General features: G+C 60.0%; 10 protein-coding genes, 1 tRNA gene and 2 pseudogenes. 11 read left to right on the top strand and 2 right to left on the bottom strand.

All coding sequences use genetic code 11. From position 1 onward, the window contains the following. Positions 1-135: 135 nt before the first annotated feature. Entirely contained in the window at positions 136-1,800 is a 1,665-nt protein-coding gene (locus tag ABIE16_RS20375; protein WP_429521807.1) for an OFA family MFS transporter, read from the bottom strand. Positions 1,801-2,029: 229 nt separating this feature from the next. On the opposite strand from ABIE16_RS20375, the gene ABIE16_RS20370 reads away from it, so the two are divergent. The 7 genes and pseudogenes from ABIE16_RS20370 to ABIE16_RS20340 all read left to right on the top strand — a co-directional run. Continuing rightward, on the top strand, positions 2,030-2,434 hold the full coding sequence (locus ABIE16_RS20370; protein ID WP_429521806.1) for an acetyl-CoA sensor PanZ family protein: 405 nt from the start codon (positions 2,030-2,032) through the stop codon (positions 2,432-2,434). Between the two features lie 78 nt (positions 2,435-2,512). Then, entirely contained in the window at positions 2,513-4,744 is a 2,232-nt protein-coding gene (locus tag ABIE16_RS20365; RefSeq protein WP_218495280.1) for an AsmA family protein, read from the top strand. Then, a complete protein-coding gene (gene mutY, locus ABIE16_RS20360) occupies positions 4,741-5,808 on the top strand; it encodes an A/G-specific adenine glycosylase (RefSeq protein WP_429521805.1) in 1,068 nt (355 codons plus the stop codon). Before ABIE16_RS20365 ends, mutY begins: the two co-directional genes overlap by 4 nt. Beyond that, positions 5,805-6,077: an oxidative damage protection protein gene (locus ABIE16_RS20355; protein ID WP_057397205.1), complete on the top strand. Its 273-nt coding sequence runs from the start codon at positions 5,805-5,807 to the stop codon at positions 6,075-6,077. Before mutY ends, ABIE16_RS20355 begins: the two co-directional genes overlap by 4 nt. Positions 6,078-6,180: 103 nt before the next feature. Then, positions 6,181-6,256, top strand: a tRNA-Phe gene (locus tag ABIE16_RS20350). Between the two features lie 363 nt (positions 6,257-6,619). Then, complete coding sequence (locus ABIE16_RS20345) at positions 6,620-8,782, top strand: calcium-binding protein (protein WP_429521804.1); 2,163 nt, start codon at positions 6,620-6,622, stop codon at positions 8,780-8,782. A gap of 168 nt (positions 8,783-8,950) precedes the next feature. Then, positions 8,951-9,070 (top strand): annotated as a pseudogene (locus tag ABIE16_RS20340) (TSUP family transporter); the annotation flags it as partial. A 30-nt stretch (positions 9,071-9,100) separates the two neighbouring features. On the opposite strand, the gene ABIE16_RS20335 reads toward ABIE16_RS20340, so the two are convergent. Further along, on the bottom strand, positions 9,101-9,550 hold the full coding sequence (locus ABIE16_RS20335; protein WP_057712419.1) for a hypothetical protein: 450 nt from the start codon (positions 9,548-9,550) through the stop codon (positions 9,101-9,103). 253 nt (positions 9,551-9,803) lie between these two features. Between ABIE16_RS20335 and ABIE16_RS20330 the strand changes: the two are divergent. The 4 genes and pseudogenes from ABIE16_RS20330 to ABIE16_RS20315 all read left to right on the top strand — a co-directional run bounded on the left by ABIE16_RS20330 (position 9,804) and on the right by ABIE16_RS20315 (position 12,818). Next, positions 9,804-10,861: pseudogene (locus tag ABIE16_RS20330) on the top strand (PDDEXK nuclease domain-containing protein). Positions 10,862-10,929: 68 nt separating this feature from the next. Then, positions 10,930-11,904, top strand: a complete 975-nt coding sequence (locus ABIE16_RS20325; protein WP_429521803.1) for an alpha/beta hydrolase family protein — start codon at positions 10,930-10,932, stop codon at positions 11,902-11,904. A 38-nt stretch (positions 11,905-11,942) separates the two neighbouring features. Next, positions 11,943-12,359: a hypothetical protein gene (locus ABIE16_RS20320; protein WP_429521802.1), complete on the top strand. Its 417-nt coding sequence runs from the start codon at positions 11,943-11,945 to the stop codon at positions 12,357-12,359. A gap of 6 nt (positions 12,360-12,365) precedes the next feature. After that, positions 12,366-12,818 carry a hypothetical protein gene (locus tag ABIE16_RS20315; RefSeq protein WP_057712423.1) on the top strand — a complete coding sequence of 151 codons (453 nt, stop codon included), beginning with the start codon at positions 12,366-12,368 and terminating at the stop codon, positions 12,816-12,818. Positions 12,819-12,869: the final 51 nt, after the last annotated feature.

The raw sequence follows: 12,869 nt of genomic DNA, 5'->3' as shown, positions 1-12,869 counted from the left end.
GCCATTTGGCACACCACAAAAAAATGTGGGAGCGAGCTTGCTCGCGATAGGGCCATCACATTCAACATTTTTGCTGACTGTCAGCCCGCTATCGCGAGCAAGCTCGCCCCCACAGGTTTCGGGTTGAAACTGGTGTTAGTGAAACAGCACCGCCGTCTTCTGCAAGGTCACCCAGACACCCCACGCCAGCGGAATGCCCACCACCAGCCACGCCGCAACTGCCAGCGGCTTGGTGCCCGGCGCGGCTTTCCACTCCAGCACGGTGCTGCTGTCGGCGCCTTTGTCATGGCCCAGCGCCTGTTCGGCGGCCAGTTCGGCGTCGGTCATGAAGTACTTGTCCGCCACCGGACGCACCAGCAGGTTGCACAGGAAACCCAGCACCAGCAGGCCGGCGAGGATGTACAGGGTGATGTCGTAAGCCGCCGCACGCTCGACGCCGATGCTCAGTTGATATTCACGCAGATAGTTCACCAGCACCGGACCGAGCACACCGGCAGCAGCCCACGCCGTCAGCAGACGACCGTGAATCGCACCGACCATTTGCGTACCGAACAGGTCCGCCAGATACGCCGGAACAGTCGCGAAGCCACCGCCATACATTGACAGGATGATGCAGAACGCCGCCACGAACAGCGCGATGCTGCCCAGGTGACCCAGGTTCGGAATCAGTCCGTACAGGGCAAAGCCCAGGGCGAAGAACACGAAGTAAGTGTTTTTGCGACCCAGGTAATCCGAGAACGAAGCCCAGAAAAAGCGCCCGCCGATGTTGAACAGGCTGAGCAAACCGGTGAAGCCGGCAGCGATGGCGGCGATCGAAGCCAGTTGCGAAGCGTCGAGTTGGCCGAACGCCAGGTCATTGCCCAGCAACTTGCCAGCGAACACTTCCTGCAACAGCGGCGACGCCATGCCGAGGATGCCGATACCAGCCGATACGTTCAGGCACAGCACCAGCCACACCAGACGGAACTGCGGCGTCTTCCAGGCCACATTCACGTGAACATGACGATGAGTGATCATCGCGTTCGAGGCTTTTTTCGCCGGGGCCGTCCAGCCTTCTGGCTTCCAGCCGGTTGGCGGAACGCGGTAGGACAGTGCGCCACCGATCATGAACACGAAGTAGATGGCAGCCATCACCAGGAAGCTCTGCCAGACGCCGACGCTGGTTGGCGAGGCGAAATGCCCCATCAGAGCCGCCGCCAGCGGGGCGCCGACCATTGCGCCGCCGCCGAAGCCCATGATCGCCATGCCGGTCGCCATTCCACGCTTGTCCGGGAACCATTTGATCAGGGTCGACACCGGCGAAATGTAGCCCAGGCCCAGGCCGATACCGCCAATGACCCCGGAGCCGATCCACATCAGCCAGATCTGGTGGGTATACACCCCCAGCGCCGAAATCAGCAGGCCGCCACACCAGCACAGTGCCGATACGACACCGGCCTTGCGCGGTCCGGCATGCTCCAGCCAGCCACCCCAGATGGCCGCCGAGCAACCCAGGAAGATGAAGAACAGGGTGTAGATCCAGCCGAGCATCGAGATCGGCCAGTCACACTGGGACGAAAAGACTTGTGCGATAAAACTCATGTCCGGTGCGCAGGCCACTGGAGAGGAGATGCCCAGCGCCTTGGACAGCGGCAACCAGAACACCGAAAAACCGTAGGCCATGCCGATGCACAAGTGGATGGCCAACGCGGCCGGTGGCACCAGCCAACGGTTGAAACCGGGCTTGGCGATGATCCGCTCCTTGGACAGGAACGCAGGCTGGTCGGCGCTGAAGCCGTCCGCCGTGATGCTCGTGGTCATTGTGTATCCCCCAATTATTTGTATGGTTCGCCAGCCACAGCTCACTCCCGGCCTTTATGCACGCAGGCATGACCGTTTTTTGTAGAGCACCTTGTTGTGCGACAACAGGTCGCAGAAGGACGGACGAACGGGCAAAGGTTACCATTTGCAAGTGACAGAAAAACCAAACTGACATCACCTTTTGTACGTCATCTGATCTCTATCGCTTCATGACCTCACAGGAATCACCATGCCGATCATTGTCGAGCCGCTGAACCAAGCCACTGCCCAGGATCGGCAGGATCTGCAGAAGATCTACTGCGACGCCCCGGACTGGCTGTTCGCCCCTTTTTCCGGGGCCGTGCAGTTGATTGAAGACTGTTTGCGCGACGGCACACTGATCGCCGGACGCTTCAACGATCGCCTGCTGGGCGCGGCCCGGTTGCAAAGGCACCAAGACGCCTGGCACTTGTCCCAAATATGTGTTCGAAAAATTACCCGTCGCCGTGGTGTTGCCGAGCGACTGGTTGCCGAAGCCCAGAAAATGGCCGCGCAATCGGGCATGCCCCTGCGCCTGCTGGCGCCTGCCGGGCATCTGGAGGCTCAGGCGCTGGCCGCCAAGCTGAAACTGCCACTGGATGTGCTGCCGGCGTGATCACTGACCGGTCGTCTGTTCGGGGGCGCTATACTCCTCGGCTAAATTTTGAATTCGACTAATTACAAGGACTCGCCCATGAAAGCGTTCGGCAAAATCCTGGGTCTGGTACTTCTCGGGCTGTTGCTGATCATTGTGGCGCTGGGCTTTGCCCTGACCCACCTCTTCGATCCCAACGACTACAAAGACGAGATCCGCCAGATTGCCCGCGACAAGGCCCACATCGAGCTGACGCTCAATGGCGATATCGGCTGGAGCCTGTTCCCGTGGCTGGGCCTGGAACTGCACGACGCCAGCGTCGCGACCATGGTCAAACCGACCGAACCGTTTGCCGACTTGCAGATGCTAGGCCTGTCGGTACGCGTACTGCCGCTGCTGCGCCGTGAAGTGCAGATGAGCGACGTACGTGTCGAGGGCCTGAACCTGCGCCTGAACCGTGACAAGGACGGCCACGGCAATTGGGAAGACGTCGGCAAGCTGCCGGCACCGGCCAACACCGGCGCGACCAGCACCCCGCCAGCCGCTGGCGAACCGGCGCCCGAAGCCAGCGTCGCGGCGGAAAAACCGCCTCAGCCGATCCGCCTGGACATCGACAGCCTGACCGTGAACAACGCACGGGTCGAGTACACCGACGAACGAACCGGCAAGAGCTTCAGCGCCGAAAGTATTCAGTTGAGCACCGGTGCGGTTCACGACTCCGTCAACATTCCGCTCAAGCTCACGGCTTTCCTGTCCGCCAACCAGCCGGCACTGCGGGTTCGAACCGAGCTCAATGGTGAGGTGCGTATCGCACGCGCGCTGCAGCGCTATCAGCTCGAAGACATGAAATTGTCCGGTGAAGTGACCGGCGACCCGCTGCAAGGCAAGACCATGACGTTCTCCGCCCAGGGCCAGCTGGTGCTGGACAAGGCCGCCAATGTCGCCGAGTGGACCGGCATCAAGATCTCCGCCAACCAGCTGCGGGCACTGGGTGAACTGAAAGTCAACGACCTCGACAAGACTCCACAAGTCAGTGGCGGCATCTCGATCGCCCAGTTCGACTTGGCGAAATTCGTCGATAGCATCGGCCAGAAACTCCCCGCCATGGCCGAAGGCAGCCTGAGCAAGGTCGAACTGGTCAGCCGTTTGGCAGCAACACCCACCAGCCTGGCGCTCGACAACATCAACCTGAAAGTCGACGACAGCACCTTCAGCGGCCGCATTGCCGTCGAAGATTTCGCCAAGCAATCGCTGCGCGCAGCACTCAAGGCCGACACCTTCAACGTCGACCGCTACCTGCCGCCGAAATCCGCCGAGGCCAATAGCGCGACACAAGTGCGCCAGGCCGAAGTCGCCAGCACCGAAGCCGATGCCATGGCCGGCGCCGGCAGCACTCCGTTGCCACCCGCGCCGACCAAGGACGCCTGGAGCAGCGACCGCCTGTTGCCCGTGGAACGCTTGAGCAAGCTCGATGTGGACGCCGACCTGACCTTCGGCCAGTTGACCCTGCAAAAATTGCCGATTCATAACGCTGCGCTCAAGGCCATCGGTCAGGGCGGCCTGCTGACACTGGCCAACCTGCGCGGCGATCTGTACGAGGGCAACTTCGAAACCACCGGCACGCTCGATGTGCGCCAGCCAGTGCCGGCGCTGAAACTGCAGACGAAGATCAGCCGGGTACCGGCGGAAAAAATCCTCGAAAGCCAAGGCAAGAACCCGCCCGTCAAAGGCCTGGTCACGCTCAACAGCAGCCTGACCGGCAGCGGCAACAGCCAGAAAGCGTTGATCGATACCCTCAACGGCAATGCCAGTTTCGTCATCAACAATGGCGTGCTGCTCAACGCCAACCTTGAGCAACAGCTGTGCAAAGGCATCGCCACGCTCAACCGCAAAACCCTCAGCGGCGAGCCCCGGGGCAAGGACACACCGTTCCAGGAGCTCAAGGGCAACCTGACCTTGCGTAACGGCGTGGCCAGCAACCCGGACCTGAAAGTGCGCATCCCGGGCATGACCGTCAACGGTGACGGTGACATCGATCTGCGAGTGTTGGGCATGGACTACCGCGTCGGCATCATCGTCGAAGGCGATACCAGCGCCATGCCGGACCCTGCTTGCCAGGTGGGCGACAAGTTTGTCGGCATCGAGTGGCCGCTGCGCTGCCGCGGCCCGCTGGAGCTGGGCGCCAAGGCTTGCCGTTTGGATAACGACCGCATGGGCCAGGTCGCGGCCAAACAGGCTGGCGACAGGATCAGCGAAAAAATCGAGGAGAAATGGGGCGACAAAGTCGACCCGAAACTGAAAGACGCGCTCAAGGAAATGTTCAAGCGATGAGAGCCGAGCAGTTTTCAACGGCGGTGCTGGACTGGTTCGACCGCCACGGCCGTCACGATTTGCCCTGGCAGCAGGACATCAACCCGTATCGGGTGTGGGTCTCGGAAATCATGTTGCAGCAGACCCAAGTCAGCACCGTGCTGAACTACTTCGACCGCTTCATGGCCTCGTTGCCGACGGTCCAGGCGCTGGCGTGCGCGCCGGAAGACGAAGTGCTGCACCTGTGGACGGGCCTTGGTTACTACACCCGCGCGCGCAATTTGCAGAAGACCGCGAAGATCGTCGTCGAGCAGTACGGCGGCGAATTTCCCCGGGACGTGGAAAAACTCACTGATCTGCCGGGGATCGGCCTGTCCACCGCCGGCGCCATTGCCAGCATCAGCATGGGCTTGCGCGCGCCGATCCTCGACGGCAACGTCAAACGGGTGCTGGCGCGCTTTACCGCGCAAGAGGGCTACCCCGGCGAGCCGAAGGTCGCCAAACAGCTCTGGGCCAACGCTGAGCGCTTTACGCCGCACGATCGGGTCAACGCCTACACCCAGGCGATGATGGACCTCGGTGCCACGCTCTGCACCCGCAGTAAACCGAGCTGCCTGCTGTGCCCGCTGGAAAAGGGCTGTGAGGCGCACATGCTTGGCCTGGAAACCCGCTACCCGATCCCCAAGCCGCGCAAGACCATCCCGCAGAAGCGCACGCTGATGCCGATGCTCGCCAACGCCGAAGGCGCCATTCTGCTTTACCGTCGCCCCTCCACGGGCCTGTGGGGCGGCTTGTGGAGCCTGCCGGAACTCGACGACCTCGACGACCTGCCGCACCTGGCATCGCAGCATTCGCTGGAACTGGGCACACAACAGGCATTGCCAAGCCTGGTGCACACCTTCAGCCATTTTCAGTTATCCATCGAACCCTGGCTGGTTCAGGTCCAGGAGAGCGGCCATCACGTGGCCGAGGCTGACTGGCTCTGGTATAACCTCGCCACCCCGCCGCGCCTGGGCCTTGCCGCCCCGGTCAAAACCTTGCTCGAACGCGCGGCCGCCGTATTGAACGCAGGAGAGTCGTCATGACCCGCACCATCATGTGCCGCAAGTACAAAGAAGAATTGCCTGCCCTGGAGCGCGCACCGTTCCCGGGCGCCAAAGGCCAGGACATTTTTGACCACGTCTCGGCCAAGGCCTGGGCAGATTGGCAAAAGCACCAGACCCTGCTGATCAACGAAAAACGCCTGAACATGATGAACGCCGAAGATCGCAAATATCTTCAGGGCGAGATGGACAAGTACTTCTCCGGCGAGGATTACGCCAAGGCTGAAGGCTACGTGCCGCCGTCGGAATAACCCCGATTTATCGGGGGTCGGAACGTAAGCGACGGTAATAATTAAAATTTTTTTGAAAACTTGCTTGACGACCCCCTGAAAAACCCGTTTAATGCGCCCCGTTGCCCAGATAGCTCAGTCGGTAGAGCAGGGGATTGAAAATCCCCGTGTCGGCGGTTCGATTCCGTCTCTGGGCACCAAAATACCGAAAAACCCCAAGCGAAGATGATTCCTTGGGGTTTTTTATTGCCTGCGATTTGATGGCCGCCGGACCATTTCCGGACCAGTCTCCTTAATACTTTCCCAGACCCATCCTCCCAGCCTTTCCCACACCCTCCTCTCAAAAAAACAGCTTTCGAGATTCTTGAAGCTATCGCCGAGAACTCGCCCAAGCCACATCCAGCGACGCCGACTCGGCCACCTGGTTCGAAACACAGCTGGCAGGGGCCAGCAGCCCGAAGCTACCGCTCTGATCGCCTGAGTGATGGCAGTTTGACGCCATCGTTTTGCCCTGTAAACTGCCGGTCATTCCCGCCTTCTCTTTGCGTAAAAGGAATTTGCAAATGCCAACCCTGGGCGAAATCCGCGTCAATCCTACGACTGGCTATCATTCCGAGCCCTCCCTCACGGCTCTGAAAGATGGCGGTTACATCGTGGCGTGGAGCGATCAGGGAACAAGCACCACCGATTACATCTACACCCAGCGCTATAACGCCAGTGGCGTGAAGGTAGGCGGGCCAGCCCTCGTCAATAGCGTTACAAACAGCGCACAGGAAGATCCCACCATTACCGCATTGGCCAACGGCGGCTACATAGTCGCCTGGCAATCGGATACCTTCGACGATATGTCGGACATCGCCGTCCAGATCTACAACGCCAATGGCGTCAAGGTTGGAAGTGAGTCAATCGTCAACACAACCAGAAGCGGCATGCAGGACAGTGCGCAGATCACCGCGCTCAAGGACGGCGGTTTTGTGGTGTCCTGGGCTTCGTACGGTCAGGACGGCAGCGGCTGGGGCGGTTACCTGCAACGCTACAGCGCCAGCGGGGCAAAGGTGGGCGTAGAAACACGCGTCTCTACCACCACTCAGTACGACCAGGATGGCCCTACTGTCACCGGCCTTGCCGATGGCGGCATGATGGTGGTTTGGGAAGGTAACGGAACAGGCGATACATCCGGCATCTTCGGTCAGCGGTTCAAGGCCGACGGCAGCAAATCGGGCGGAGAAATCCGCATCAATACCAGGGTGGCCGACGATCAGACAGACCCCGTCGTCAAGGTTCTGAGTAGCGGTAACTACGTCGTCACCTGGCAATCGGCTCCCGATGATGGCGATGGCAACGACGAAACCGATGCCCCTGGCGACATCTACGCGCAGCTTTTCAATGCCGCTGGCGTAAAAGTGGGTGCAGAAACCCGGGTCAACACCACCACCGCAGGCAATCAGGAAGAACCTAACGTCACCGCCATGACGGATGGCGGTTATCTGGTGACCTGGGCAGGCCAAGGCACCGGTGATGCAAATGGCATCTTCTGCCAACTCTTCAATGCCAGCGGCGTCAAGGTGGGTACCGAAACCCGCATCAACACCGTCACCACCGGCAATCAATTGTTCTCCCAGGTGACTACATTGGCCGATGGCGGCTATGTGGTTGCCTGGGAATCCACGGTGGTCAATGGGCAAGTTGACGTTTATACCCAGCGTTTTGACGCGAGCGGCAACAAGGTTTCCAGCCTGACAGGCGATGCCTCGGCCAACACCCTGACCTGGACCAGCGCCGGCAGCGTGATCATCGACGGTGGCGCGGGCAACGACACGCTTACAGGTGGCCGCGCCAATGATCATCTGAACGGCGGTGTCGGCAATGACTCACTCAATGGCGCCGCCGGTGCCGACCGCCTGATCGGCGGCGATGGCTCCGACCGCTACTACGTCGACAATGCCGGCGATGTCGTCAGCGAAACCAATGCCACGGCCAGCACCGGCGGCACCGATAGCGTCTACAGCTTCCTTGGGGCCTACACCCTGGGTGACAACGTCGAGAACCTGCGCCTGCTGTCGACCGGCATTGCCAACGGCACCGGTAACAGCCTCAACAACGTCTTCGACGCCGGGGCCGGCAACAACATCCTCAACGGTGGCGCCGGTATCGATACCGCGTCTTATGCCTACGCCACTGCGGCGGTCACGGCCAACCTGGGGCTGACCACCGTGCAAGCCACCGGTGGTTCCGGTTCCGACACCCTGTTGAACTTCGAAAACCTCACGGGCAGCAACTATCACGACAAGCTGACCGGCAATGCGCTTGCCAACACCCTCACCGGCGGTGCCGGTAACGACACGCTCACCGGTGGAGCCGGCAACGACCTGCTGATCGGCGGCACGGGTCTGGACAAGCTTTACGGTGGCACCGGGGCCGACAAATTCGACTTCAATGCCTTGAGTGAAATGGGCCTGGGCGCCGCCCTGCGCGATGTCATTGGCGACTTCAAGACCATCGAAGGCGACAAGATCGACCTGTCGACCCTGGACGCCAACCTGGCGACGGCGGCCAACGATGCGTTCAGCTTCATCGGCTCCAGCGCCTTCAGCAGCAATGCCGCAGGGCAGCTACGGTTCGCCGGCGGCATCCTCTACGGCAGCACCGACGCCGACACTGCCGCCGAGTTCGAAATTCAATTGGTGGGGGTGAGCAACCTGCAAACTGCCGACCTGATTGCCTGATAGAGGGTGATCGTACTGGCATAACAAAAGGCTATCTTGGGTAGCCTTTTGTTTTTCTTGCGGTAGCAGGATCAGTGGGAATGGCGAACCATTTGGCTTGCAACTCCAGCCACCGCTCCAATACTCCTTCGGTAAGTCCGGAACGTTTTGAAGTCATCTGGCCCATTCAAACCCATGTTGATCGAGGTCTGCTGCGCCTTGGCCATCAAGCTGCTGAGCGTAGAAACCAACCCTTTACGCGTTGCACTCATCCAAGCGTATGCGGGTGTTAATCACGATAAACCCTGAGTCGCAGGACTCAGGGTTCAGAGCCTCTCGTTAACTCGCATCATTCCAGTGGAAAACCAGGTTACGGGCTGCACCATTGCCAACATCGGCAACGTCCTGCCGTGTTTCGCCGTTACGCGTCGCAATGACCGTATATTTACCGGCAGGCAGTTTCACGTAAACCAGCGGACCGGCGTCATTGAGCGTCAGTACGGTCTGCCCCGGGGCTTTCTGAATAACTACATTCACGTCAGAAGTGTATTCATTTCCCGTCCCGACAGAGAACGTCATGTGCAGGTTGTAGCCAGTGGTCTGCTGGATGGCCTTGGACTCATCCTCGCCGATACCGCCGGACAGGTAGGTGATGCCGTTTTGCTCCTGGCTTTGCACTTGCACCCCCTGGCTGTCGATGGGCTCAAGGCTGGCGGCAGGTGTCATCGCTGGAAACATCAGCATGCCTGCAGCGGTGAGGGGCAACAGGAGTGTATGGAGGTATTTCATGATGACGACTCCCGGGTTCTGCGGAACCCAATCGTTACATCCTTTGGATTTCCAGTCGCAGGGAGGGGTTTTAGATTGATTTGGCCTGAGTACGAAACGTACTACGCCATTTGTTCCTCAGCCCTCGCCCGGATTTAGACCCGTCCTGCCGAAGAGCCCGGTATTTCCTGCCTGTTTCTCAGCAACTCCCGGCATCTTCGAAGGGGCTCTCTTGTCATTCTCTTTCGCTGTTCAACCTGCTGCGGAAGACCTCATGACGGCCCCCACCCCCAACGACACTCACGACCCCTATCTCGCATCACTGCTTGGCAACCTTGGCAAATTGATCCATCAGGCACGTCAGAAAGTGCTTCGGGCGGCCGATACCGTGCAAGTGCAAACCTGTTGGCAGATTGGCCGGCACATCGTTGAGTTCGAACAGAACGGCGCGCGACGGGTCAGGTATGGCAAAGAGTTACCGTCAACCTTGGCCAAAACGCTGACTGCGGAGTTCGGAAAGGGATTTGACGCTTCCAACTTCGGTACATGCGTCTGTTCTATCAAGCCTTTCCAATTCGTGACGCACTGCGTCACGAATTGAGCTGGACCCACTACCGCCACCTGCTTCGGGTCGACAACGACAGCGCTCGTCTCTGGTACATGAACGAATCAGCCACCCAAAACTGGTCAAGCCGAGCGCTGGAGCGCCAGATCAATACGTTGTATTACGAACGCCTGCTGGCGAACCGCGATCGCGGCAGCGTCAAGCAGGAGGCCGCCATCCACATTCAAAACATGAGGGCCAGCCCTCGGGACTTCATCCGTGATCCGGTGGTACTGGAGTTTCTTGGTTTACCCAATGCCGGCAAGCTTCAGGAAAGCGAGATCGAACAAGCGCTGATCGAACAATTGCAGGGCTTCTTGCTGGAACTGGGCAAGGGTTTCGCATTCATTGCCCGCCAACAACGCATCAGCACCGACAGCAAAGACTTCTACATCGACCTGGTGTTCTACAACTACCTGCTCAAGTGCTTCGTCATCTTCGATATCAAGCGCGGTGAACTGACCCATCAGGACCTGGGGCAGATGGATATGTACGTGAGTATGTACGACGACCTGAAACGCAGCGCGCAGGACAGCCCCACCGTCGGCATCATTCTCTGTGCGCAAAAGGATGAGTCCGTGGTGCATTACTCAGTGCAGGAAGGAAACGAGCAACTGCTCGCCAGCAAGTACAAGCTTGTCCTGCCGAGCGAAGAGGAACTCCGTAATGCACTGGATCGGGAGCGGATGGCACTTGAAGAACGACTGCTCGATCAACCACTGCGTTGAGGCCAATGGATTGTTCATCAACGGCATCAAGACTATCGTTGGCAGCTACCCGCAAAGGACTGACACCGATGAATTTGCAGGACACGCCTCCACTGGCCCCCAGTCGCAACGAGTTGCCGCTGCCGGATACCACGCCCGGCAAACCGTTCAAGGAAACCGCCTCGGACGGTTTCATCCTCGGCGGCTTCACCTGGCGACACCCTTCTCGGGACGCCGCTCGTCCGGTCGTGATCATCAATGCCGCCACCTCGGTCCGTTGTCGCCACTACTCGCGCTTCGCCGACTACCTGTTCGTCCACGGCTTCGATGTCATCACCTATGACTACCGCGGCATCGGCGAGTCGCGGCCGGCATCGCTCAAGGGTCTTCAAGCCTCGTGGACCGATTGGGGAACGCTGGATTTCGAGGCGATGCTCAAGCGCGCACAGCGTGAGTTCCACCAACAGCCTATCGATGTGGTCGGCCACAGCTTTGGCGGCTGTGCAGCGGGTCTGGGGGCGTCCGGGCACCTGATCCGGCGTCTGGTGACGGTCGGTGCGCAATTCGCCTACTGGCGCGACTATGCGCCCGCTCATCGCTGGCGGATGTTCGGCAAGTGGCATGTGGTGATGCCGCTGGTGACGATGCTGTGCGGCTACTTTCCGGGCAAACGGCTCGGCTGGCTGGAAGATACACCCGCCGGCGTGGTCCGTGACTGGAGCCTCTCCACTGCCCGCTACGAGAAACGCTCCAGCGGCCGCACAATCAGCAAAACCGCCGGGCAGTTGCCCTTTGCCGACGTCACCGCGCAAACTCTGGCCATCAGCATCAGCGACGATCCCTACGGCACGGTCCCGGCCATCGAACGCCTGCTCGGCTACTTCACCGGCAGCACAAACTCTCACCTGCGTATCCATCCTGAAGACATCGGCGAAGAAGAAGTCGGACATTTCGCCTTTTTTCGCAGCGCATACCAAGCCACACTATGGCCCATTGCATTGGCCTGGTTGCAAAACGGCGAACTGGTCCCCGGCACACCCGGGCGAACGGTGCCACGCAGCTGAGCCACCCGCCCCTTTCAACGAATTACGGAACGACGCCCATGGCCTCCGCCAACAAGCAGCAAAAACGCGCCTCCCGCGCCAAGGCCAAGGCCAAGCAGAACCGCACCCAGCGGACTGCCGCGCCGGTGGAACTGGACCCGAACGACGATCGCATCGACTTCGAGTCGGTGGACCTGACCGAACTGTTCAAGAAAATGATCGACGCCGAAAAGATCAGCCAGCAAGCCCTGTGCACGGCCTTCCTCGAAGACACGTTGCTGGAGCTGGTGTACGAGCAGGAAGGCGAGGAAGGCGCGATGGACTTCATCCTTGCCGCGCTGATCGAATATCGCCAATGGTCGACCGAAACCGACGAAGCCGGCGCCCTGGCGTGGATCGAATCACCGGCCTTCCAGGCCGACTACGTGGCGGCGTCCGACGCCATTGCCGCGCAAACCCAACAGAAACCGAACTGAGTTCCCATGGCCTCCCTGAACAAGCAACAGAAACGCGCCAAGCGCGCAAAAGCCAAAGCCAAGCAGATCAATATCCACGGCCGCAAACCCGCCGCGCTGGACGATGATCTTGGCCACCTCGCCGAGCCGATCCCGGAATACACCCTGGCGATGTTCAGCAAAATGCGTGACGCGGAAGCCGTCAGCCGCAGCGAAATGCTCTCTGTGCTGCTGACGAACCTGGCCTTTATCATCATCGACCATCCAGAACTGCTGGACATGGAAAACGCCGACGACGAAGGCATGGCCGCCACCCACCTGGCCGCCGACATGCTGATCGACTACCGCATGTGGGCCGACGGCATGGACCGCGAGACCGCCCAGGCGTGGCTGAGCGAACCGCAGTTCATTGCTGACTTCGGTGACGCACTGGATGTCTACCGCGAGTCGCTGGAAGCGCCGGAAGAAAAAGCCGAGTAAGGGTTACGACTCAAACAAAAACGGCCGCTTGTCATCACTGACAGCGGCCGT

This window comes from Pseudomonas sp. 2725, from assembly GCF_050434585.1.
Lineage (GTDB): Bacteria > Pseudomonadota > Gammaproteobacteria > Pseudomonadales > Pseudomonadaceae > Aquipseudomonas > Aquipseudomonas jessenii.
This window is presented reverse-complemented; position numbering and strand designations above follow the sequence as displayed.